This window comes from Ruminococcus sp. AF20-12LB (assembly GCF_003478985.1).
Classification (GTDB): Bacteria; Bacillota; Clostridia; order Lachnospirales; family Lachnospiraceae; genus Blautia_A.
The window spans coordinates 26578-51509 of sequence record NZ_QUGH01000007.1; the positions used below are offsets into that span (position 1 = coordinate 26578).

Consider the following 24932-nt stretch of genomic DNA (forward strand, 5'->3'; position numbering starts at 1 on the left):
GAAAGCGGCCCGCGCAGCGGGCCTGTTCCCTGTTGTTAATGGGAGCGGGTTTATGCCAGTGATGCGACAATAGACGGAAGACGGAGGCAGGTGAGCGCCGGCAATACAGCGACAGGCGGAAGTAGGTTTATGCCAGTGATGTGACAATAGACGGGAGTAAGTGAGCGTCGTCAATACAGCGACAGGCAGAAGCAGGTCAGCGCCGGCAATAGAACAACAGGCAGGAGCAGGTCAGCACCAGCAATACAGCAGGCAGGAGCAGATATTAGCGCCAGCAATAGAACAACAGGCAGGAGCAGATATTAGCGCCAGCAATACAACAACCACCAGGAACAGGTCTGCTGCGCAGACCGCCTTCCGTCCGGCGGAACAAAAAAATCGGCTTAGCCTGACGCCACCAATACAGCAGCATACAGGCATTTACCAATACACTACCCCATACCACAGCGCAGAACGGCGACGTGCCCGGAAAGGGGGAGCGCGAGGGGGAAAAGCGGGCTTCGTAACTCCGAGCGCCTTTCCCCCTCGCAAACCTGCCCACGCCAAAGTGTCCCCCCGAAAGGGAAAGAGCTTCACTGCCAAAGTGTCCCCCCCCTGGAAAGAAACTATCCGTCAGAAGACACAGGCTCTCCGCCCAGGAGCGTCCGTCAGACGCCCGACATTGTACAATATCTGGTACAATTTTCTCATTATTTTTATCAATAATACAATTACATGTATATTATAAAGAACATACTTCCAAGCTGTTGACTTTAAATTCGGAATCTGTTATCTTATGGTCGTCATGAGAAATGTTATATATTACTAACTGCGCGGGCGGTGAACGAAATATTGAGACAACAGGAAAGGATGTGTAACAAATTGGCAAAAGTTGATTTTGAACAGTGGAATGGTTTTAAGGGTGATCGTTGGAAAGAGAAGATCGATGTTCGTAATTTCATCAGTATGAACTATACACCATATGATGGAGATGCTTCCTTCCTGGAAGCACCAACAGAGGCAACAGATAAACTCTGGGGCAAGCTTCAGGAGCTTCAGAAAGAAGAGCGTGCTAAAGGCGGCGTTCTTGATATGGAGACAGAGGTAGTAACAGGAATTACAGCATACGGTCCTGGATATATCGATGAGGAACTCAAAGACCTGGAGCAGGTTGTAGGTCTTCAGACAGACAAACCTCTGAAACGTGCTTTCATGCCATACGGCGGAATCAAAATGGCAGAGCAGGCATGTGAGACTTATGGATACCATGTAAGCGACAAAATCAAAGATGTTTTCAACAACTATGAGTTCAAAACACACAACCAGGGTGTATTCGATATCTACACACCGGAGATGAAGAGAGCACGTCACAACAAGATCCTTACAGGACTTCCGGATACTTACGGACGTGGACGTATCGTAGGTGATTACAGACGAGTTGCTCTTTACGGAATCGATCATCTGATCGCAGGTAAAGAGAAAGATTTCGCAGCATGCGACCGTCAGGGTATGAGACGTTATGACTTCCAGCTTCGTGAGGAGATCGCAGATCAGATCCGTGCTCTGAAGAAGATGAAAGAAATGGCTCAGATCTATGGCTTTGATATTTCCCAGCCGGCTAAGAATGCAAAGGAAGCATTCCAGTGGCTGTACTTCGGATATCTTGCAGCGATCAAAACTCAGAACGGAGCTGCAATGAGTGTTGGACGTATCTCCACATTCCTTGATATCTATATTGAGAGAGACCTTGAGAACGGAACTCTTACAGAGAAAGAGGCACAGGAGCTTGTTGACCATATCGTAATGAAATTCCGTATGGTTAAATTCGCTCGTATCCCGTCTTACAACCAGCTCTTCTCCGGTGACCCGGTATGGGCAACTCTGGAAGTAGCAGGTATGGGACAGGACGGACGTTCCATGGTAACAAAGAACGACTATCGTTTCCTTCATACACTTGAGGATATGGGACCGGCTCCGGAGCCGAACCTTACAGTTCTCTACTCTTCAAGACTGCCTGAGAACTTCAAGAAATATGCAGCAGACATCTCTGTTACAACAAGTTCCATCCAGTATGAGAACGATGATGTTATGCGTCCGGTATGGGGCGATGACTACAGCATCTGCTGCTGTGTATCTGCTACAGAGACAGGTAAAGAGATGCAGTTCTTCGGTGCTCGTGCAAACCTTGCAAAATGCCTTCTTTACGCGATCAACGGCGGTGTTGATGAGAAGACAAAACAGCAGGTAGGACCTCAGTATCAGCCGATCACTTCCGAGTACCTTGACTATGACGAAGTAATCGCAAAATATGATCAGATGATGGACTGGCTTGCACATCTGTATGTTGGAACACTGAACATGATCCACTACATGCATGATAAATACTACTATGAGGCAGCTGAGATGGCACTTATCGATACAAAGGTTGACCGTTCCTTCGCAACAGGTATCGCCGGATTCTCACACGTAGTAGATTCCCTTTCCGCTATCAAATATGCAAAAGTAAAAGCAATCCGTGACGAGGACGGAATCACAACAGACTTCCAGGTTGAGGGTGACTTCCCACGTTATGGTAACGATGATGACAGAGCAGACGAGATCGCAACAACTCTGCTTTCCACATTCCTTGAGAAGCTGAAACACATCCATACCTATCGTGATTCCAAGCCAACCACATCCATCCTTACCATCACATCCAACGTTGTTTATGGTAAAGCTACAGGATCTCTTCCGGACGGAAGAAAAGCTGGCGAGTCTCTGGCACCGGGAGCAAACCCGTCTTACGGCGCAGAGCAGAACGGACTTCTTGCTTCCCTGAACTCTGTTGCAAAGCTTGACTATGAGGATGCCCTTGACGGAATCTCCAATACTCAGACGATCAACCCGGATGCACTTGGCCATTCTGAGGAAGAGCGTACAGAGAATCTTGTAAATGTACTTGACGGATACTTTGACCGTGGTGCACATCACCTCAATGTAAACGTATTCGGTAAAGAGAAACTTATCGATGCTATGGAGCATCCGGAAAAAGAGGAGTATGCAAACTTCACGATCCGTGTTTCCGGATACGCTGTTAAGTTCATCGACCTTACAAGAGAGCAGCAGCTTGACGTTATCGCAAGAACCTGCCACGAAAGGATGTAACAAAAAATATGGACGACCAGAAAAAAATCACTGGCTACGTCCACTCACTGGAGAGCTTCGGCTCTGTTGACGGACCAGGAGTCCGGTATGTGATCTTTTTGAGCGGCTGCGCCATGCGCTGTCAGTTCTGTCACAATCCGGACACCTGGCAAATGAAAACAGGGACGGAGTACACAGCAGATGAGCTGCTTGAAAAAGCCTGCCGATACCGCTCTTACTGGGGAAGTAAGGGCGGTATTACTGTGAGTGGAGGCGAGCCACTGTTACAGATCGATTTCCTCACTGAGCTGTTCAGAAAAGCAAAAAAACTTGGGATCCACACAACACTTGATACCAGCGGCAACCCTTACACAGAAGAGGGTCCGTGGTATGAAAAATGGGAAGAGCTGATGAAGTACACAGATCTTGTCATGCTGGATATCAAGCACATTGATGAGGAACAGCATAAGATCCTCACAGGATGTACCAATAAAAATATCCTTGCCATGGCCCGGAAGCTTTCCGATATGGGCGTATCCATGTGGATCCGTCACGTACTGGTTCCGGAACGCAATGACCGGGATGACTATCTCCACCGGCTGGCTGACTTTATTGCAACACTGAAGACAGTTGAGAGAGTGGAGGTTCTTCCATATCACACACTCGGAACCTTTAAATGGGAAAATCTGCATATTGATTATCCGCTGAAGGGAATCAATCCGCCAACGAAAGAACGTATCGAAAATGCGGAAAAAATCCTGGGAGCAGGTACACAGTAATAAAAAAACCATATCTTATGTCGAAAAACAGACATAGATATGGTTTTTTTGATGTTTACACCAGTTCTTTGTTTTTGATCAGCATTTCTTTGATGATATCCTGTGTATAGGAACCTAAGTGGCGCTGAGTATCCCGGTCAAGCTCTGAAGGAATGATAGGCTTGCCATATTCGATCACTACGTGTGTAGGTGTCATCTTCGGGAAATTGGCCTCCCAGATATTGGCAGAGTTGCTGATCGCAATAGGAATGATCGGGCTTTTGGCTCTGGCTGCGATCTTGAAGCTGCCGTCATGGAAAGGCAGCATTTCTGTTTCATCAGCATTCTTATTTCTGGTTCCTTCCGGGAAGATACATACGGAAATGCCGGATTTCACATAGTCTGCGGCCTGAAGAATCGTTTTCAGACCCTGCTTGATATCCTCTCTGTCGAGAAAGAGACAGTAGAGATTGCGCATCCAGTTGGAGAGCAGCGGATAATGCTCCATTTCCTTCTTGGCAACATAGCCGGTGCGGATCGGACAGCGGCTGTAGGTGAGCAGGATGTCGAAATAGCTCCGGTGGTTTGCTACATAGAGAACAGCCTGATCCTTTGGAACGTTTTCTTCGCCGATGACGGTGACTTTGGCGCCTGTGATCCACAGGATGAATTTGAATATGGCCTGTACCATGCGCAGAGAGCTGATATCCTTAGTCATGGGAGAAAATTTCCCGATGATCCATTCTACAAGGAGAACCGGAATGGTCAGCACCAGATAGGCGATCACCACGATACAGACAAGTATGAATCGAATCATGTCTTTTGTCCTTTCTGTTATAGATACTTGCGGAGAGTTCCGCAGTAAGATGGTATTTTATATTATACGAAGAAAATCCGATAGTTGCAATAAATCTTTCCCTGCTCACATAGAATAAATACTGAATAATGCAGGTGGCTTATATTATGAAAAAAGCAGTATTTCTGCGGATCGTGCTGACAGCTGCCGTGCTGGCACTGCTGCTTTCCGGGTGTCGATTTGTCCGGGTGGAGGAAGAAGAACGAAAACCGGTAGATTACATCGTTGTGGAACGCCGGGATATCCCGGAGGAGCTTTCCAGGCTTATGGAAGAAAAAAAGGAAAAGGAATTTCAGCTGAGTTATGAAACCGGAGAGGATCTTTATCTGGCCAAAGGGTACGGGCGGCAAATGAGTGGCGGATACAGCATTCAGGTAGAGGAGCTTGGAGAATCCTCGAATGGGATATTTTTTGTTACAAAACTTCTTGGACCGGAGGATCTTAAGGAGGCAGGAGTTCCGTCCTATCCCTGCATTGTGATAAAAACCCGGAAACAGGAAAAGCCGGTAACGTTCCGGGAAAGCAGCAGTCCGGTGAACAAAGAGTCGGAGAAAGGGGAATAGACTGTGGAATTAAAAAAAGAAAGCATGCAGATATTAAAGGAAAAAAGCAGGGCAAAAAGTCAGATCACTTTTGATGAGGATTTTAATGTACCGGATGCAAAACCGGATGCAGGAAGACTGATCCAGAATAAGGGCAGGATCATTATGGATGATGTCCGTCTTACTGACGGGAAAGGTATTCTTACGGGAAATCTGCAGGTAGATATCCTTTATGTGGGGGAAGAAAGAGGAATCGTCAGCAGTCTTACTGCAAAACTTCCATTTGAGGAAACCTTGAACCTGAAGGATATCATAAACGGGGATAAAATGTGTCTGAAGTGGGAAATTGAAGATCTTACGATCCGCCTGATCCATTCCAGAAAGCTTAATATCAAAGCTTTGGTAACTTTTTGTGCGACTGTGGATGAAACAGAACAGATCCGCCTGCCGGTGGCGCTGGATGCAGAAGAGGTATCCGTCAGAAAAAAAACAGTCCGTTTTCTGGGACTTACCGTACATAAAAAAGATACACTCCGGATCAAGGATGAGTATACCATTGCCTCCAATCGTCCGGATATCGCCAGCCTGATCTGGTATACTATGGATGTACGTGGGCTGGATCTGAAGCCGGAGGAAAATGTGGTAAAGGCAAGGGGAGAGCTGTCCGTTTTTGTGCTGTACGGAGCTGAAGATACAGAAGCCCCGGTGCAGTGGCTGGAATATTCGCTGCCTTTTTCCGGAGAAGTGGAATGTCCGGACTGCACGGAGGAGCTGATCCCGCTGATCGAAGCTTCGGTGATGCATCAGAGCCTGGAGGCCAAACCGGATGTCGATGGGGAAGAACGGATCCTTGTTTCGGATGTTGTGCTGGAGCTGGATATGAAATTTTTCAGGGAAGAGGAATATGATCTTATTACCGATGTGTATACACCGATCCGTGAATGTGTTCCGGAAGGAAAGAATGAGGTACTGGAACGGCTTCTGGTACGTAATTTTTCCAGATGCAGGATCAGTGACAGAATCCAGGTAAAGGAGACTCAGGGAAAAGTCCTCCAGCTGTGTCACAGTCAGGGAAAAGTGAAGATCGATAAGACCAGGATCGTAGAGAACGGTGTGCAGGCAGATGGCGTGGTCATGCTGAAGATCCTGTACATTATTGGAAATGATGATATGCCGTTTTATTCCATGGAGGCAATGATACCGTTTTCCCATATGGTGGAAGCAAGAGGGATCCGACAGGACAGCTGTTATCAGTTAAAAGCAAAGCTGGAGCAGCTTTCCGCAGCCATGGCAGATGGAAATGAGATCGAGATCCGGGCAACTGTAGGACTGGAGCTTCTGGCAGTTGCCAGAGAACCGGTATTTATCATTGAGAAAGTAGAGGAAAAACCACTGGATATGAAAAAACTCCAGGCTATGCCGGGAATCCTGGTTTATATGGTAAAACCGGGAGATGAATTGTGGGATATCGCAAGGAAATATCACACATCTATCCAGGAGATCCGGACGATCAATGCTCTCAAGGAAAATCAGGAACCCTCTCCGGGAACTCCGCTTCTTGTTGTAAAAAAAGTGGAAGGTCAGATCAAATAAAAAGTGGAATATTTTGCTGTTGAAAAGAATGTAAAAATCATATAAAATACATGTATAAATACTGTATACAAAGTACAAATGGAGGGGCTTATGCGTTTAAAAGCAATGGCAAAGATCAATCTCGGACTTGATGTTCTGGGAAAGAGAGAGGACGGTTATCATGAGGTACGCATGATCATGCAGACCATCCGTATGTATGATATCCTGGATATCAGAAAGACCAGACGGCCGGGGATCGTACTGACGACCAATCTTCCGTTTATTCCTACAGATCAGAGAAATCTTGTATATAAGGCAGCACAGATGCTGATGGAGGAGTTCGATGTTGAAGAGGGACTTTCCATCAAGCTTCGTAAATTTATCCCGGTGGCAGCAGGCATGGCAGGAGGCAGCTCCGATGCAGCGGCCGCATTTGTGGGTGTGAACCGGATGTTCCATTTAGGGCTTACCGAAGAACAGCTGATGGAACGTGCAGTAAAGGTCGGAGCAGATGTTCCGTATTGTATCATGCGGGGAACAGCTCTTGCGGAGGGAATCGGAGAGAAGCTGACCAGACTTCCGGAAGTTCCGAAATGTTATGTTCTGATAGGAAAACCGGGAATCAATGTTTCCACAAAAACAGCCTATGAGAATCTGAATCTGGAAGGGATCGGCAAACATCCGGATATCGATGGACTCATCGGAGCTATCAGAAATAATGATCTGTATGCCATGGCATCCAGAATGGAGAATGTATTTGAACCGGGGATCATCCGACAGTATCCTGTGATCGGCAATATCAAGAACCTTATGGAAGAAAAAGGTGCGCTGAAAGCTGTGATGAGCGGAAGCGGTCCTACTGTGTTTGGAATCTTTGATAATAGGGATAAGATGGCCGCGGCAGCCAGAAGCCTCAGAAAGAGCGGGCTTGCAAAGACTGTATTTGCCACGGATATTTACAATAGAGATGGAGGAGTTACAAATGACAAGTGATTTTTCTGTGGATATGAATGAATATCTGCCGCTTCGGGATGTTGTTTTTAACACCTTGCGGCAGGCAATCCTGAAGGGAGAGCTGAAGCCGGGCGAAAGACTTCTGGAGATCGCCCTTGCAGAGCGTCTTGGCGTGAGCAGAACACCGGTGCGTGAGGCTATGCGCAAGCTGGAGCAGGAAGGTCTTGTAGTGATGATCCCACGCAGAGGTGCACAGGTAGCCAGCATCACAGAAAAGGATCTGAACGATGTTCTGGAGGTGCGTATCGCCCTCGAAAATGTTGCCATAGAAAAAGCGTGCAAGCTGATCACAGAGGATGAGCTGGGAAGGCTCTGGGTGGCAGCCAAGGAATTTGAAAAAACAAAAGCAGAGGGAAATCTGGTCCGTCTGGCGGAAACCGATGTGGCTTTCCACGAGATCATATATCAGGCTTCTGATAATAAGCGTCTGAATCAGGTCCTGAATAATCTCCGTGAGCAGATGTATCGTTATCGTGTAGAGTATCTGAAGGAGGAGCAGACAAGAAATCTTCTGGTTAGTGAGCATGAAGAGCTGGTAAAAGCCATCCGTGAAGGAGATGTGCAAAAGGCGCAGGATATTTCTTTCCATCATCTGGAGAATCAACGAAAAGCGATCATCCGTACTATCCGCGCGGAGAATGAGGCCAAAGAGGCCGAGAAAAAAGAATAAGAACCGGATATGCGGGAATATTAAGAGAGATGTCATTGGGGCATCTCTTTTTTTAACCGAATGCGGATGCTTTTATCCGTCTGACTGCATAAAGGATGGTGGCTTTATGGAAACAAGGAAGATATCGATATCTCTTCATGAAAATGAATCGTATATCCGGAAACGGTGTGAAAACTGCGATGATATCCTGATCAGGCCCATGCGCCTTGGTGAGGGACATAAGGCGGACTGTCTGATGGTCTATATTGAGGTTGCGGTTTCAAACATGATGCTGGATGATTCTGCTATCGGAAAAATGATCAATCATTTCTGGGAGATCCCGGAGGAAAAGATCCGGGAATTTATCCGCCGAAACAGTCTTGGAATTGCAGATGTGAAGGAGCTGTCTTCCATGGAGGAGGTATTTGGTGCCATTCTTTCGGGAAATGCAGTTTTCTTTCTGGATGGATACGACAAAGCAATGAAAATTTCCAGTAAAGGATATCCGGGGCTGGCTGTATCAGAGGTGAAAACGGAAAAGGTCCTCAGAGGCTCCAAGGAGGGGTTCTGTGACAGTGTAAAAACCAATGCGGCCCTTGTGAGAAAGCGGATCCGTGATACCAGGCTGAAGGTGGAGCAGAGCAGCATCGGTGTACGCTCCAATACGGTGGTACAGCTTCTTTATGTGGAGGATCTGGTCCATGAGGAGCTTCTGACTGCTGTGAAAGAGCGCCTGGAATCTTTTGCAGTGGACGGGATCCTGGACAGCGGGATGCTGGAACAGCTGACAGAAGAAGCATGGTATTCTCCCTTTCCTCAGTTTCAGACAACGGAGCGGCCGGATCGGGCTGCCCAGGAGCTGCTGAATGGAAAAGCAGTTCTGCTCTGTGACAATTCGCCGGTGGCACTGGTGGTTCCCGGAGCATTCAACAGTTTTATGGAAAGCAGTGAAGACTGGTACAATCGTTTTGAGATGGCATCCTTCCTGCGGGTGCTCCGGTATCTGGCCATGGCTGTGGCAACGCTGCTCCCCGGACTTTATCTGGCTGTGATCCGGTTTCATACACAGATCCTTCCGGCGAATCTGATCCTTTCCTTTGCACAGGCAAGAGAGGGCGTTCCATTTTCCAGTGTAGTGGAGCTGGTGTTCCTGGAACTGTCTTTTGAGTTGATACGGGAGGCTGGTGTGCGGATCCCGGGAGCTCTTGGAAATGCCATTGGGATCGTAGGAGGACTGATCATCGGACAGGCTGCGGTGGAAGCCAATCTTGTCAGCCCGGTGGTAGTGATCATCGTGGCACTGACAGCACTGGGATCACTGGCTATACCTAATGAGGAATTTGCTTCTGCATTCCGGCTTCTGAAGTACGTTTTTCTGTTTCTGGGAGGATTTCTAGGTATATTCGGAATCGTGTTGGGACTGTATCTCACCATGGCGCATCTGGCAGGACTTTTAAGCTTCGGTGTCCCATATCTGGTACCTTTTGTAGAGAAGAACAGTGAGGCGGAAACCGGTGGAAGGATTTTGCGACAGCCCTTCCGGAAGCGGAAATTCCGGCCGCTGTATGCCAGAAATGCCCAGAAACGCAGGCTTCGGACAAGGCCATGGAGCCGGAAAGGATAAAGGCTATGAGATTTGCGGAGAATAACAGGATTTCCCACAGACAGCTTTTTCGTCAGATCATACTGGTGTTTCCGGCGCCGTTTCTGCTGTGCCTGTTTAAGAATGGAGCGATGTTGGGCATCAGTGCCATGGCAGGGACAGCTGCTGCGGCCGTAGTGCTCTCTTTTTATGTAATCTGGCTGATACGTCTGACACCTGCATATGGGGAGCTTTTCAAAAGGACAGGAAGTTTTACTGTACGATTTATTGGCCTGTTCTTTTTGGTATATGTGATCGCAAGTTCGGCATTTCTTTCGGGCCTTCTGGGGGAGGTGATCCCGGAAAGTCTGATCAGCGGGATTTCCGGAAAATGGCTGTCTCTTCTTGCAGTTGCAGCCTGTAGTCTGGGAACGCATCGCGGAATGCAGAGAAGAGGGCGGATCGCTGAGGTGTCCGGAAGGATTTTTCTGGCAGGGATCCTTCTTCTGATGCTTTTATGTGCAGGGCAAGGAAAAACAGAGTACTTTATGGAAGTGATGAAAGATCCGGAAACAGGATTTACAGGAGAGCGATGGCTCCATGATTTGTATACACTTTTGTGTGCTTTTTCAGGAGCAGGACTTCTTCCCTTCGGGCTGGAGTATGCAAAAAAACAGGGAAGTGCCAGAAAACCTGTGATCCTGGCTTTTCTTACAGTTTGCGGGATCATTTTTGGAATGCAGCTCCTTCTTCCGGCAGTCTTTGGTGGTGCACGCCTTAAAAACGAGATCTGTCCGGTACTGCCTCTTCTGGAGGGTGCAGATCTTCCGGGAAACGTACTGGCGAGATTTGATGTGATATGGATGGGGTTTCTGGTATTCGGACTTTTGTTTTCTCTGGGAAGTTTGTTTCATTACGGAAATCAGATCGCGGAAAAAACCGGATTCGGGACCGGTCGGTACTGGATCCCGGCAGCAGGCTGGCTGCTTTCCCTGTATGAGAGAAACGGGATGGGGATCCGGGAGTATTATGGCTGGTATCTGGGGTACATCTTTGTGCCGTTTCTGATTGTGATACAGCTTTTTCTCAGTACGGAAAACCGGGGAAGACGGAAGAAAAAAGTAACTGTGGCAGGACTTGTCCTGGTCATCACTTTGACGGGATCAGGCTGTGCGGCAGTAGAACCGGAAAAAAGAGCTTATCCGCTGGCACTGGGGGCCGGTGTTTCAGAGAATGGCTTTGTGCTGAAATATGCAATGCCGGATATGAGTACAGCTACCGGACAGGAAAAACCGGACGAAGATCCGATTTCTGTGCTGACTCTTTCCGGCCGGGACTTTCAGGAGATCGAGGCAGTTTACAACCGGTCTCAGGAAAAATTTCTGGATCTGGGTCATCTTGAAGTGCTGATCCTGGATGAACAGATTCTGGAAGAGGGATCCCGGGAAGCACTGATCGGATATCTGAAGCAGGAAGAGCATATCGGAGAGGATGTCTACGTGTTCCGGACGGATATGCTGGGAGATGTTTTTCACTGGAAGGGAGCCCGGGAAAGCTCCATAGGGGAATACCTTCAGGGAATCCAGGAGAACCGCACATCCGGGCAGCAGAAGAAGGGTGTGACTCTGCGGGAGGTATATCATCAGTTCTGTCAGGATGGAACGCTGCCCTGGCTTCCGGAGATATGGGTGGAAGGTGAGCTTCTGGAAGTGGATTACGGCAGTAATGAATAGATGGGAGCCGGACTGTTAATAATACAGATGATGATCAGTACGATAAATCGTACAGTATATCTCTGGATAAGATCATCAGAAGATTTTTGACAGGAGGGCTTGCTCATGGAGCATATAAAAATGAAGAAGCATGTATTAAAAAAAGCAGGAGGGTTCCTTTTGCTCACGGCAGTGATCCTTGCAGGGAGTACCTGGGAGAGAAGAACTGCAGGTGATCGGCAGCCACAGTTTTATGCCTGGTGGGGAACGATCTACCCGGAATTCTGCTTTGAAAAAGCAGAGGACAACGGGGAAAATAAGCCGGTGAAGATATCCTTCTGGCTTGCGCAAGCCCTGGATTGGTGATACAATATTTCAACGGACCAATCACGTTCGATTAATTATTTCAGGAGATAAGATCAATGAATATAGACAGAAACGCACCGGTGGGTGTGTTTGATTCCGGTATCGGAGGACTGACAGTAGCCCGGGAGATCATGCGCAATCTCCCATCGGAAAAAATCGTATATTTCGGAGACACAGCCAGAGTTCCCTATGGAAGCAAATCCAGAGAAACAGTGATCCGTTATTCCCGCCAGATCATTCATTTTCTGCAGGAACAGAAGGTGAAGGCCATTGTGGTGGCCTGTAATACAGCCAGTGCATTTGCTCTGGATGCGGTGAAGGATGAACTGGATATCCCGATCCTTGGAGTGATCGAGGCTGGTGCCAAAGTTGCTGCCCAGGAAACCAGAAATAAACGGGTGGGCATTATCGGAACGGTGGGCACGGTAGGAAGCGGTATCCATGCCTCTTATCTGAAGGAACTGGATCCGGAGATCACCGTGATCGGAAAAGCGTGCCCGCTGTTTGTTCCGCTGGTAGAAGAGGGCTGGTATCATGATCCGGTCACCGAGGAAGTTGCCAGAAGATATCTGAAGGAGCTGCAGGAGCAGGAGATCGATACACTGATCCTCGGATGTACGCACTATCCTCTTTTAAGATCTACCATACGCAAGATCATGGGTGAGGAGGTCTGCCTTGTGAATCCTGCATATGAGACGGCGCTGGAGCTTAAAAAGTTACTCTCCAGACTGGATCTTGCCAGCAATGAGGTAGCACAGGAGGAATTCCCGTATCGCTTTTATGTAAGTGATCTTGCAGAGAAGTTTAAGGATTTTGCCAATTCCATCCTGCCGTATAACGTAGAAAAAACACAGAAGATCGATATCGAAAAATATTAAACAGATCTGTACATAAATGATAGGAGAAAAGAATGCAGAAAGAAGTTTTGATCCATGTAAGAGGGCTTCAGATGATGGATGCACAGGGGGATCAGGAACCTATAGAGATCATTGTTCCGGGACAGTATTATTTCCGCAATGGTTCTCATTACCTCAGATATGAGGAACTGCTGGATGAAACAGCAGAGCCCACCATCAATTACATAAAAGTATCCGGAAAGGGTCTGGAAGTCAGCAAGAAGGGACTGGTCAATGTACACATGGTATTTGAACAGGGCAAAAAAAACATGACCTATTATACTACCCCTTACGGAACACTTCAGATGGGAATCTCAGCTACGAATCTGGAGCTGACGGAAAGCGAAGAGAACCTTCAGATCAAAGCAGATTATGCGCTGGATATGAATGAAGAACATGTGGCAGACTGCTATCTGGCGATCCAGGTACAGCCAAGAGACTGCAAGGATTTTGTTTTATAGATCCTGCAGAAAATAAAAGATATATAATTACACTACATAAGAACAGCCGCCATGCATCAGGGGAATTCCTGAAAGCATGGCGGCTGTTTTGGATTCTGATCATTTACGGAATCTTGCGAGGAAGCCTTTTTTCTTCTTCTGTGGTGCTTCGAGAGAACCACGGATTCCTTTTACGCCAACGATGTAAAGGCCGCTGACTTCAGCTTTGATCTCTTTTTTGACCGGGATCAGATCAAAAACTTTTTCATCTGCAATAAGGATGTTGATCTTCGGACCAACTTTGGCTTTTACGATCGGAAGCTTGGACCGGCGCATAAGCTTAGGTGTCTGGTCGATGACCATCTGTGGAAGTCCGGAATCTTTCAGCGGCATCCGTTTTTTATCGATGACCAGCATGGAAACTGTCTGTTTGTTAGCCTGGATCTGAGCCTGCTGTTCGTCCTGTTTTTTCTGAGCTTTTTTTCCGAAGAAATAGAGTGCGATCACTGCTGCGATCAGAATAACGAGGATGACCAGAAGAACGATGGTAACTGTACTCATTTGAGAATCCCCCTGTATATATATTTGTTTCGCAATCGGTTACATTACGCAAACAACATTTTAGCATTGTTTCATCAAAAAGGCAATTAAAAAAGTGAAAAAGACAGGTGGAACGGTGGAAATTTCAGCAGTTACCAGTTATAATGATTACGATGCAGTTCATCTGTGTATGCTGCAGAGAATACAGGACATAACTATCTTTGAGCTAACATATGTAATGGATAAACCAGAGATGGAGGAAATATTATATGAAAGAGAAAAAGCCCGGGGGAACCCGACCGGAAATGGGGACTCCTGAGTACGAAGAATGGCGGAAAGAGGTATTGAAACGCCGCAGAAAGCGCCAGCTGAAGGAACGCAGAAAGCGTCTGGCCATCATAACAGCGGCAATGATCGTCGCAGTCGGGGCATCAGTAGGAGTCGGTGCGCTGAAGGGCAGAAGTGAGAAGGCTTCAAAAGAGAAGACGGTTTCTTCTGACAAACAGAAAGAACAGACCGTTTCCGGAGAAAAAGCTTTAGAAGCAGGTACTAAAAATACAGAGACCGCTTCCAAAGATACTCTCGCAGAGGCAGAGCTTCTGGCCAGTCAATATAACTATGACAAAGCTATCGATCTTCTGAAAAAGGCTCCGTCCTATGATTCTGATAAGAAGATGCAGGCAGCTGCAAAAAAATACGAAGACATAAAAGCAACCTGTACGGCATGGCCCCTTGAAAAGGTGACACATGTCTTTTATCATATTCTGATCAAGGATCCATCCAAAGCGTTTGACGGAGACTACAAAGAAGCAGATTATAATCAGGTCATGACAACCATTGATGAGTTTAACAAGATCACGCAGACCATGTATGACAAGGGCTATGTGATGGTAAGCATCAAGGACATGGCAAAGGCAGACGACAACGGGAATATCACAGAGGGAGAGATTCTTCTTCCGCCTGGGAAAACGCCGTTTGTCCTCTCACAGGATGATGTATGCTATTATCATTACATGGACGGTGACGGCTATGCCACGAAGCTGATCGTGGATGATAAAGGAAAGATCCGCAATGAATATGTGGAAGATGACGGAAGTGTCTCCGTGGGAGATTATGACATGGTTCCGCTGATCGACCGTTTTGTGGAAAAGCATCCGGATTTCTCATACCGCGGTGCAAAAGGAATCCTGGCACTTACCGGATACAACGGGATCCTGGGATACCGGACCGACGAAAGCTATGAGACCCGTCCGGCAGATCTGGATGAAAATAAAGTACAGTGGCTGGATGCACATCCGGATTTCAGCCTGGAAAAAGAACGGGCAGCCGCAAAAAAGGTTGCCGATGCCATGAAGGCAGAAGGCTGGGAATTTGCGAGCCATACCTGGGGACATCAGAATGTGGGACAGGTCACACTGGAGAAGCTTCAGGCAGATACCGAACGTTTCAAGAAAAATGTAGATCCGCTGATCGGGGGAACGGATGTTATCATTTTTGCTTTTGGAACCGACATTACCAATGACCAGGAGTATTCCGGGGATAAATTCGAATATCTGAAGGGGCAGGGATATAATTATTACTGCAACGTGGATTCCAGCCAGTATTATGTACAGATCCGGGATCGGTACTTCCGTCAGGGAAGACGGAATCTGGATGGATACCGTATGTATTATAACCCGGAACTGTTATCCGATCTTTTTGACGTAAAAGATGTTTTTGATCCGGCAAGACCGACACCGGTACCGCCGATGTAACGGTCATATCCGGAGATACGAGGGGACTTTTAGAAAGGGGCATATATATTATTATGAAGAAAAAAATTGCAGGTGTACTGACAACAGTGCTTGCGGCGTCACTTCTTGTGGGCGGAAACCATCCGGTCACTGTTCAGGTGGACAATATGATCTCCGGGACACAGGATGACGAGGATACACAGTCTGATGAAGCGGAAGCAGAAGCTGCAGAAGCCGAAGAAGAACAGTCCGAAGAAGCCAAAGTAGCAGCGGACCCGGAGGACCAGCCGGCAGCTACCGAGACACCGAAGGAAGAAAAAAAGGCAGAAAAAGAAACACAGAAAAGGGAAGCTGCCGAGAACAGCTCCGACAGTACTTCCTCAGACGAAAAAACACTTCTCAAAAAAGCCAAAAAACTGGCACAGCAGTATGATTACACCGGCGCGATCTCCGTGTTGAAAAACAACTGGAAATTTGCCACTAGTGACAAGATGCAGGAAGCAGCAGCAGCCTACATGAAAAAAAGAGATGCCTGTGTGGAATATCCACTTGAGAATATCACCCATGTATTTTTTCATTCCCTGATCGTGAATACCTCACTGGCCTTTGACGGAGATTCCGATGAGGCCGGATATAATCAGATGATGACCACAGTCAGTGAGTTCAAAAAAATGCTCCAGATCATGTATGATAAGGGTTACGTACTGGTGAGTCCTCATGATATGGCTGTGATCAATGATGACGGAACCATGAGCAGGGGAAAGATCATGCTGCCGGAAGGCAAGATTCCTTTTGTTCTTTCAGAGGATGACGTCAGCTACTATCATTATATGGACGGAGACGGATTTGCCACAAAGCTGGTGATCGACGACAACGGAGATATCAAATGCGAGTATAAGAAGGCAGACGGTACAGTTGTGACCGGAGATTACGATGTGGTGCCGATCCTGGATTCCTTTATCAAAGAACATCCGGATTTTTCCTATCATGGAAGAAAGGGTATCCTGGCAATGACCGGTTATAATGGTGTTCTGGGCTACCGTACAGATGGGGCATATAAGACCAAGAAGAATCTTCAGGATGACCAGAAGGCTTTTCTCAAGGCCAATCCGGATTTTGACTATGATAAAGAAGTAAAAGCAGCCAAAAAAGTGGCGAAGGCCATGAAAAAGGACGGGTGGGAATTTGCAAGCCATACCTGGGGTCACAGAAACGCTACAAGCTCCACAGCAGCGGAGTTGAAGACCGATAATAAAAAATGGGAAAAATATGTGGCACCCATCCTCGGAAAAACCGATATGATCATTTTTGCCTTTGGTGCGGATATCGGCGATTGGGAAGGATACACCTCGGATAATGAGAAGTATGAGTATTACAAAAGCCGTGGCTACCGCTATTTCTGCAATGTAGATTCCAGTCAGTATTTTGTGCAGATCACAAGTGAATATTTCCGTCAGGGAAGACGGAATCTGGATGGATACAGAATGTATTACAATCCGGATATGCTCAGTGACCTGTTTGATGTATCGGAGGTGTGGGATTCTTCCAGACCGACACCGGTACCGGAAATGTAAGACAGCAAACACACTTTACAAATCTGTATAAAAAAAGATTATAATCGAACCGACAGTACTTGATGAAGGGAGTAGGTTATGAAGAAAAAAGCATATCTCATGGTTCTTGCACTGTGTGCGGCACTGGCGATCACTGCATGTGGCACATCAACAGACCAGAAAGATGACAAAAAACCTGCAGCAGAAGCGCAGGATACAACAGATAAAGAAGATTCCGGATCTGCAGATTCCAAAGAGTCAGAAGAAACGGATTCCAATAAAGACAGCGAAGAGGCAGCCTCCGGAGATACAAGGCTTGTTTCCGTGGATGATGTGAGCAAATATGTGACCATCGGAGAATATAAGGGACTGACTCTTGATAACACAGTAGAAGCCGTAACCGATGATATGGTTGACGGAAGGATCAAGGAAGAGCTTCAGAACAAGGCTGAGGAAGTAACGGAAGGCAGTGTTCAGAACGGAGATGTGGTTACCATTAATTATGTGGGAACCAAAGACGGAGTGGCTTTTGACGGCGGTACTGCAAATAATTATGAGCTGACCATAGGCTCCGGAACGTTTATCGACGGATTTGAGGACGGGATCATCGGAATGAAAAAAGGTGAGACCAAGAATCTCGATCTGACTTTCCCGAAGGAATACTCTTCGGAAGAGCTGGCCGGACAGGAAGTGGTATTTAAGGTCACTCTGCAGAGCTTTAAGCGTGCACCTGAGCTTACCGATATCTGGGTAGCCAAGAATACAGACTGCAAGAGTGTGGATGATTACAAGAAGGAAATCCGTACCACACTGGAGGATGAAGCGAAGACAAGTGCACAGAACACATTGCGTGAAACTGCATGGAACACAGTGCTCTCAGCATCTGAAGTGAAGGAATATCCACAGGAGGATCTGGATACAGCCAAGACAGAGTTTCGCAGTCTGTATGAGAATTATGCAAAACAGGGTGATATGACGCTGGAGGATTTTGTAAAAGCTCAGGGAATCTCCATGGATGATTTTGAGGAGCAGAGCGGTCAGTATGCGGAGTTTAAAGTAAAGCAGAACCTGATCGTACAGGGAATCATGGATGCGGAGAATATGACACTTGAAGATAAAAAATCTCTCAGTATCCAGGATGAACTGATCAAAGCATACAGTGTGAAGGATCTGGCTGCGCTGGTAGATAAATACGGACAGGCAGCCGTGGATGAATCCATCGGACTTCTCAGAGTGGAAGATTTTATCCTGGACAATGCAACAGTTGAGGAGAAGGTTTCTGCCGGTGATACCCAGGGAGTAAACGGAGATGATCCTTCCTCGGACGGAAGCAGTGCGGAAGGTACCGTGGATGAAGAGCTGGAAGCGGCAGAGGCTACAGATATGGTGCCGGAAGACGGCGAGGCGGATCAGGATGCAGCGGGTCAGGAGTGATCTGACAGTATCAGCAGCTAAAAAAGTGTGGTGCCCGGAATGTGTTTCGGGTACCATTTTTTTTACATGTGCATCGCGAAGTGTATTACTGAGAACGGAGTGAACAGTAACAAATTAAGAGATTCTTTCGGGAATTTCCATTGTATTTAAGCGTTAAATGCGGTATGATTAAAGACAGACATTAAATATCAAAGAAAGATATGAGTATATAAACGGGGATGTAAAAAATGGACAAAAGAGTTTTGCGTGAGAGGATGCGCAGAAAACAGCAGCAGTTAAGACGGCGGCGGATGATGAAGCGGATAACCTGTGTAGTTGCGGCGATTCTTCTGCTGGTTTTTGTTGTTCGAGGGGTAATTCTTCCCATCGTCAACCATGCAGGCGGCGGAAGCAATAAGGATGCGGAGACAGTAAATGTCCAGGCAAATACCGCCGGAGTTTCCACAGACAGCAGTACGAAGGACGGTACGGCATCGACGGATACGGCTGCTTCGGATACAGACAGCGCGGATTCCGGTACGGATGCAACGGTGATGCCGGTAAAGGGCAGTGCAGCAGGCGAAAGGCTTTCTGTTATGACTCCGGGATGGCATGAGGATTCTACAGGAAAGTGGTATCAGAATCCAGATGGTACATATTATGTAAATGGTTTTGCGGATATTGACGGAACAACATACAGCTTTGATAAAAAGGGATACATGCAGACCGGATGGGTGGAGAAAGGTGTGAAGGACTATTATTTTAATGAGGATGGCTCTTATGATCCTTCCAAGAAGCGCCCGATGATCGCTCTGACCTTTGATGATGGTCCTGGAGAGTATACAGAGACACTTCTTGATACTGTTGAGAAATACAATATCCATGTTACGTTCTTTATGCTGGGACAGAATGTGGAGGGCCGTGAATCTACCATACAGCGAATGGTAAAGCTTGGCTGCGAGATCGGTAACCATACTTGGGATCATCCGGAACAGACGCTGCCGAATATGGATCTGGATTCTGTTATGCAGGAGTTCCAGAAGACGGATGATGCACTGGTAAAAGCCTGTGGGCAGGCATCAACGGTATGTCGTGCACCGTATGGCGCGATCACAGATGAGCAGATGAGTGCAGTTGGCAAGCCTTTCTTCATGTGGTCTACGGATTCTCTGGACTGGAAGCTGATGGATGCGGATGCAGATTATAATCAGATCATGAATGATTCTTCCTTGGGAGATGGTTCTATCATCCTGATGCATGATATTCATGAACCATCTGTGAAGTGTGCCACAGAGAAGCTGATCCCGGCACTGATCGACCAGGGATATAAGCTTGTAACAGTCAGCGAGCTTGCAGAAGCGAAGGATGTTACGTTACAGAGTGCTTCCTATTCTGACTTCTGGGACAGCTCTCTTCAGGCTGGTCGTGTTGCTGGATATGCAGGAAATTCCAGCGATTCAGAGGATTCCTCTGAGGATGGCTCCGATGGAAGTGATTCTTCTGACGGATCTGATGTCAGTGACGGATCTTCCGATGAAGGGGACTATTCCGATGGTTCTGACGAAAGTGATTATTCGGATGGATCTTCCGATGATGGAAGCTATGATGATGGTTCCTACGACGAATCTTATGACGATGGAAGCGAAGAATATTAAAAAATGACAGGAGAGACCTGAATGACAAAATGTGCGTCATTCAGGTCTCTTTTTTGACTTTATCTGACACTGTCGGATAATAGACACATATTAGCCGGAGAGGGTTTTTCCTTGACTGAAAATATGGGGATTGGTATAATTATAGAATAAAAACTCCACTTAAAATTGGGGAATGGACGGTGGCAGAACTATAAAGGGAGGTACCTGAAAATGGGAAAGAAATTACAATTTACGGAGCTTGACCAGTATCTGTTTGGTCAGGGCACGAATTATGATATTTACAGGAAGCTGGGAGCACATCCGGACACGCAGAACCGGAAAAAAGGGGTTTATTTTGCAGTGTGGGCACCTAATGCACAGGCGGTTTCTGTTATAGGTGAATTCAACGAATGGGATACGGAGAAGAATCCCATGAAAAAAGTTGGACCCATTGGCGTTTATGAGACATTTGTACCGGGAGCGAAGATCGGACAGCTGTATAAATTTTACATTACAGGTGCACATGGTGAGGAGCTTTACAAGGCAGATCCATATGCCAATGCCGCTGAAATGCGTCCCGGAACAGCCTCTCGTATTACAGATATCACCAACTATAAATGGAAAGATGATACCTGGATGAAAAATCGCGAGAACTTTGATCCGGACACAAGTGCCATGTCTATCTATGAGGTGCATCCGGGTTCCTGGATGAAGCATCCGCAGACAGCAGAGGATGAGGATGGTTTCTATTCCTACAGAGAACTGGCGCCGAAGCTTGCACAGTATGTCAAAAAAATGGGATACACCCATGTGGAGCTTATGGGTATCGCAGAGCATCCTTTTGACGGTTCCTGGGGCTATCAGGTAACCGGCTATTACGCACCGACTTCCCGCTACGGAACACCGCAGGATTTCAAATATCTGGTGGATTATCTTCACCGTCAGAAAATCGGTATCATTCTTGACTGGGTACCGGCACATTTTCCGAAGGATGCACACGGACTGGTTAACTTTGACGGAACTGCTGTATATGAGCATGCAGATCCGAGACAGGGTGAGCATCCGGATTGGGGAACCAAGATCTACAATTACGGACGTCCGGAGGTGAAGAATTTCCTGATCGCAAACGCTCTTTACTGGGTAGAGGAATGCCACGTTGATGGTCTTCGTGTAGATGCGGTTGCATCCATGCTCTACCTGGATTACGGTAAGAAAGACGGTGAGTGGATCGCCAATAAATACGGCGGAAACAAGAATCTGGAGGCTATTGAATTTTTTAAGCATCTGAATACCGTTGTTCTCGGAAGAAATCATGGAACTGTCATGATCGCAGAGGAATCTACCGCATGGCCGATGGTAACAGGTAAGGCAGAAGACGACGGGCTTGGATTCTCTCTGAAGTGGAATATGGGCTGGATGAACGACTTCCTGGAATACATGAAGCTAGATCCATATTTCCGTAAATTTAATCATAATAAGATGACATTTTCTATGACTTATGCATACAGTGAGAAATATGTTCTGGTTCTGTCTCATGATGAGGTAGTACATCTGAAGTGTTCTATGCTGGAGAAGATGCCAGGAGAGCTGGATGATAAATTCAAGAACCTGAAGGCCGGATATACTTTTATGTTCGGGCATCCGGGTAAGAAGCTTCTGTTTATGGGACAGGATTTCGGACAGCTGCGTGAGTGGAGTGAGGCCAGAGAGCTTGACTGGTATCTTCTTGGCGAGGAAAATCATCAGAAGCTGCAGCAGTATGTCAGTGATCTTCTGCATATCTACCGCAAATATCCGGCACTTTACGGTGCAGATAATGATCCATCTGCATTTGAGTGGATCAATGCCAACGATGGCGACAGAAGTATCTTCAGCTTTGTGAGAAAATCTCCTACAAGACGTAATAATATCCTGATAGTATGCAACTTTACACCGGTAGCACGTCCGGATTACCGTGTAGGCGTTCCGAAGAAAAAACAGTACAAGCTGATCATGGATGAGCAGGGGCTTCTTCCGAAGGGCAAGGTATTTAAAGCCGAAAAGAAAAATTGTGACAACCGGGAATTTTCTTTTGCATATCCGTTGGAAGCTTATGGAGTTGGTATATTTACATACTGATATTCTGTATAGCGAAATCTTTGAAAGAAAATATAAAAGATAAAATAAAAATACCGGAGATCTGTGTACCTTTGAAGTGTTGGCTTCAGAGGTGCCGGATCTCCGGTATTTTATGGATCGGGGTATAAACTGGTTACGAGTTATCGCTATTCTTCGCTATCATCGTAGGAACCATCATCGTAGGAACCGTCGTCGTAGGAACCGTCGTCGTAGGAACCATCGTCGTAGGAACTATCGTCGTAGGAACCATCATCGTAGGAATCGTCGTCAGAATAACTGTCGTCGTAGGAACCGTCATCCGAGGAGTCGTCTGTGCTGCCTGAGTTATTATCAGCAGAGTTAAAGTCTTCGGAAGTGATGTCAATGCCTTTATCTGCGTAATATTTTTCTGCTGTGATGGAGTCGGTATCTTCTACGACATTTCCGGATGCATCGATCATGTTCAGGTCTGTGTCAATAGTCACATCCAGGAGGTTGGTCCCTGTGGATGGAGTGACATTCATGGACATGATCTCGTTGAACTTCTTTTTCAGGTTGTCAAGAGTGAATACACCGGAACCAATGTATGACTGTACACCGTTCTGAGATGCAAGTTCTTCTGTGTAATCGGAAAGCATATATGGTCCGAATTCACCGGCATCGCTGTTGTAATGCATGACCAGAGGTTCCACTGTAGGGGTCAGGATCTCAATTGAGGTCTTGCCGTCCTGTACGGTTTTCTGAATGGTGAATTTTGCCATTCCGCCGAGAAGTTCTTCCAGCTTCTGCTGGGTGGATACGAAATTTCCCAGAGAGTAGAAGACTACAGTTTCATTGCCTTTGTCATCAGTAAGGCGGCCATATGGCTGGAGTACATGTGGATGTCCGCCGATGATGACATTTACGCCCTGCTCCATAAGGTAGGCTGCCCACTGTTTTTCGTATTCGTTTGGCATGGTTTCGTCTTCGGTACCCCAGTGTGCTACAAAGATGATGCAGTCGGCCTGCTGTTTTGCTTTCTGGATCATGGCTGTGATCTTGTCTTTGCGGATCATGTCGATCATGTAGTCTTTTCCTTCAATGCCGCCTACGTTTGTGCCGTAGGTGTAATCCAGAAATGCGATCTTGATACCGTTTACTTCACGGATCTTGACGGTGTCGGCATCTTCCTGGGAGTCGTGGATCCCCAGAAGTGTGACATCCGGATATTTGGTTTTCCAGAAGTTCAGTGTGTCTGTGAGGAAGCCTTCTCCGAAGTCATCGATGTGGTTGTTGGCAGATTCTACTACGTTGAATCCTGCTTTTATAATGGCGTCTCCTACTTCTGTGGGTGTTGCAAAGGATGGGTAGGAGCTTACGCTGTCATGGTCGGTTGTGAAGACGGTTTCCTGATCGATCATTTTGATGTCTGCGTCCTTGATGGCGTCCTGGATGTGGGTGTAGATCTTGTCGTAGTTCCAGTTGCCGTCAGAGGATGCTCCTGCGTCGATGAGACTCTGGTGATAGAGGTTGTCGCCTACTGCGATGACGGAGGCAGTGGTAGTTTCGGCAGTGGTGTCGGCTGCTTCCTGATCGGCCTTGGCTTTGACTGCCGCGGCTTTTTTCTGGGCGTCTATGGCTGGTTTGCGGATGAGGCGGTAGTCCAGTTGATTGAAGAAGAGGACCAGGATCGCAAGGACGATGACGGATGCCATAAGACTTACACGGGCATTGCTGCGTTCGCGGAAGTTAAGGGGGATGTTGTCCTTGGGGTTGCGCCGGGGTTTTCTGAGGGAATCCGGGGTGGAGCTTTTTTTGAAGACTCCTTTGAGGGAGTCGGGGATTTTGATGTTGGGTGGAAATTTCATTTATGTTTTACCTTGTCTTTCTTTGGATTTTGAATGCGATTGATTGGTGATTGTTCGCTTTGTTATTTTTGATTTTTGTTGTGTGGTTGTATTATAGCAGATTTTTATTTTTGTGGGAAGAGGGTGGTGGGGGTGAACGTACGCCCGAGTCGGGGATGCTGTCTGGTCTGCGGCTTCGTCGGGGGCTGGCTTCTAGGCTGCCGGGAATCTGCTAAAAGCGTTTTCCAAAAGTCCGAACTCGCGTCTTGCAGCCGCTCAGACAGCGGACTTTTGAAAAACAACGCAGATTTCCGCCAGCCAAGAATCAGCTCCCCTCCTGCAGAGGCAGACCAGACAGCATCCCCGGCTCGGGCTGTGAGGTTCAAGGCGGTAGGGATAGGGTGGCTGGGCGGGAGTTGGATGAGCCGTCAGCGCTGCGCTGGACGGCGTGGAGGAAAGGCTGAGTTTCCTTGTGGTTTGATGGGAAGGGGGTGGGCCGAGGCGCTTCGCTGTCGGCTGGGAGTGTGTCGAGGCGCTTCGTTGTCGACTGGGAGTGTGTCGAATTGTGGTGGAATTTTTGGATGGGTTTTGCGTGATTTTTTCTCTGGTGTATGGTATGGTTGGTATATCTTATAAGATCTTTTGTC

At 47.1% G+C, this 24932-nt stretch carries 20 protein-coding genes; 17 read left to right on the forward strand and 3 right to left on the reverse strand.

What is annotated here, in order from left to right; all coding sequences use genetic code 11:
• Positions 1–861 precede the first annotated feature (861 nt).
• The gene (pflB, locus tag DWX61_RS10190) at positions 862–3123 is read left to right on the forward strand and encodes a formate C-acetyltransferase (RefSeq protein ID WP_286188074.1); all 2262 of its coding nucleotides are present in this window, start codon (positions 862–864) and stop codon (positions 3121–3123) included.
• A gap of 8 nt (positions 3124–3131) precedes the next feature.
• A complete protein-coding gene (gene pflA, locus DWX61_RS10195) occupies positions 3132–3881 on the forward strand; it encodes a pyruvate formate-lyase-activating protein (protein ID WP_015525340.1) in 750 nt (249 codons plus the stop codon).
• A gap of 55 nt (positions 3882–3936) precedes the next feature.
• Here the strand turns inward: pflA and DWX61_RS10200 are convergent, their stop codons facing one another.
• Positions 3937–4677, reverse strand: coding sequence for a lysophospholipid acyltransferase family protein (locus tag DWX61_RS10200; RefSeq protein ID WP_118625130.1), 741 nt, complete (start codon positions 4675–4677; stop codon positions 3937–3939).
• Between the two features lie 146 nt (positions 4678–4823).
• Here DWX61_RS10200 and DWX61_RS10205 point away from each other — a divergent pair, with 146 nt between their 5' ends.
• The 9 genes from DWX61_RS10205 (at position 4824) to DWX61_RS10245 (ending at position 13510) form a co-directional block, all read left to right on the forward strand.
• The gene (locus tag DWX61_RS10205) at positions 4824–5279 is read left to right on the forward strand and encodes a protease complex subunit PrcB family protein (protein WP_118625132.1); all 456 of its coding nucleotides are present in this window, start codon (positions 4824–4826) and stop codon (positions 5277–5279) included.
• Positions 5280–5282: 3 nt separating this feature from the next.
• A complete protein-coding gene (locus DWX61_RS10210) occupies positions 5283–6851 on the forward strand; it encodes a DUF3794 and LysM peptidoglycan-binding domain-containing protein (RefSeq protein ID WP_173723148.1) in 1569 nt (522 codons plus the stop codon).
• Between the two features lie 90 nt (positions 6852–6941).
• Positions 6942–7823: a 4-(cytidine 5'-diphospho)-2-C-methyl-D-erythritol kinase gene (gene ispE, locus DWX61_RS10215; RefSeq protein ID WP_015525345.1), complete on the forward strand. Its 882-nt coding sequence runs from the start codon at positions 6942–6944 to the stop codon at positions 7821–7823.
• Positions 7813–8514, forward strand: coding sequence for a GntR family transcriptional regulator (locus DWX61_RS10220; RefSeq protein ID WP_022427303.1), 702 nt, complete (start codon positions 7813–7815; stop codon positions 8512–8514). The genes ispE and DWX61_RS10220 overlap by 11 nt, the downstream gene beginning before the upstream one ends.
• Positions 8515–8620: 106 nt before the next feature.
• Positions 8621–10117 (forward strand): spore germination protein, encoded by a 1497-nt coding sequence (locus DWX61_RS10225; protein ID WP_110104073.1) that lies wholly within the window; start codon positions 8621–8623, stop codon positions 10115–10117.
• Positions 10118–10122: 5 nt separating this feature from the next.
• Positions 10123–11808, forward strand: coding sequence for a GerAB/ArcD/ProY family transporter (locus tag DWX61_RS10230; protein WP_118625304.1), 1686 nt, complete (start codon positions 10123–10125; stop codon positions 11806–11808).
• Positions 11809–11913: 105 nt separating this feature from the next.
• Entirely contained in the window at positions 11914–12153 is a 240-nt protein-coding gene (locus DWX61_RS10235) for a hypothetical protein (protein ID WP_021653073.1), read from the forward strand.
• Positions 12154–12209: 56 nt separating this feature from the next.
• Entirely contained in the window at positions 12210–13031 is an 822-nt protein-coding gene (gene murI / locus DWX61_RS10240) for a glutamate racemase (RefSeq protein WP_021653072.1), read from the forward strand.
• A gap of 32 nt (positions 13032–13063) precedes the next feature.
• Entirely contained in the window at positions 13064–13510 is a 447-nt protein-coding gene (locus DWX61_RS10245; RefSeq protein WP_021653071.1) for a YwiB family protein, read from the forward strand.
• A gap of 99 nt (positions 13511–13609) precedes the next feature.
• On the opposite strand, the gene DWX61_RS10250 is transcribed toward DWX61_RS10245, so the two are convergent.
• The gene (locus tag DWX61_RS10250) at positions 13610–14050 is read right to left on the reverse strand and encodes a type IV pilin (protein ID WP_021653070.1); all 441 of its coding nucleotides are present in this window, start codon (positions 14048–14050) and stop codon (positions 13610–13612) included.
• A gap of 94 nt (positions 14051–14144) precedes the next feature.
• Here DWX61_RS10250 and DWX61_RS18790 point away from each other — a divergent pair, with 94 nt between their 5' ends.
• The 6 genes from DWX61_RS18790 to glgB all read left to right on the forward strand — a co-directional run bounded on the left by DWX61_RS18790 (position 14145) and on the right by glgB (position 22480).
• On the forward strand, positions 14145–14348 hold the full coding sequence (locus DWX61_RS18790; RefSeq protein WP_021653069.1) for a hypothetical protein: 204 nt from the start codon (positions 14145–14147) through the stop codon (positions 14346–14348).
• Entirely contained in the window at positions 14299–15783 is a 1485-nt protein-coding gene (locus tag DWX61_RS10255; protein WP_330577113.1) for a polysaccharide deacetylase family protein, read from the forward strand. Before DWX61_RS18790 ends, DWX61_RS10255 begins: the two co-directional genes overlap by 50 nt.
• Before the next feature lie 53 nt (positions 15784–15836).
• Entirely contained in the window at positions 15837–17336 is a 1500-nt protein-coding gene (locus tag DWX61_RS10260) for a polysaccharide deacetylase family protein (RefSeq protein ID WP_021653067.1), read from the forward strand.
• Positions 17337–17414: 78 nt separating this feature from the next.
• Positions 17415–18749 (forward strand): trigger factor, encoded by a 1335-nt coding sequence (gene tig / locus DWX61_RS10265; protein WP_118607952.1) that lies wholly within the window; start codon positions 17415–17417, stop codon positions 18747–18749.
• Between the two features lie 227 nt (positions 18750–18976).
• Entirely contained in the window at positions 18977–20383 is a 1407-nt protein-coding gene (locus DWX61_RS10270; protein ID WP_118607951.1) for a polysaccharide deacetylase family protein, read from the forward strand.
• Positions 20384–20593: 210 nt separating this feature from the next.
• A complete protein-coding gene (glgB, locus tag DWX61_RS10275; protein WP_021653063.1) occupies positions 20594–22480 on the forward strand; it encodes a 1,4-alpha-glucan branching protein GlgB in 1887 nt (628 codons plus the stop codon).
• A 146-nt stretch (positions 22481–22626) separates the two neighbouring features.
• On the opposite strand, the gene DWX61_RS10280 is transcribed toward glgB, so the two are convergent.
• Positions 22627–24306, reverse strand: coding sequence for a CapA family protein (locus DWX61_RS10280; protein WP_330577114.1), 1680 nt, complete (start codon positions 24304–24306; stop codon positions 22627–22629).
• Between the last annotated feature and the right edge of the window lie 626 nt (positions 24307–24932).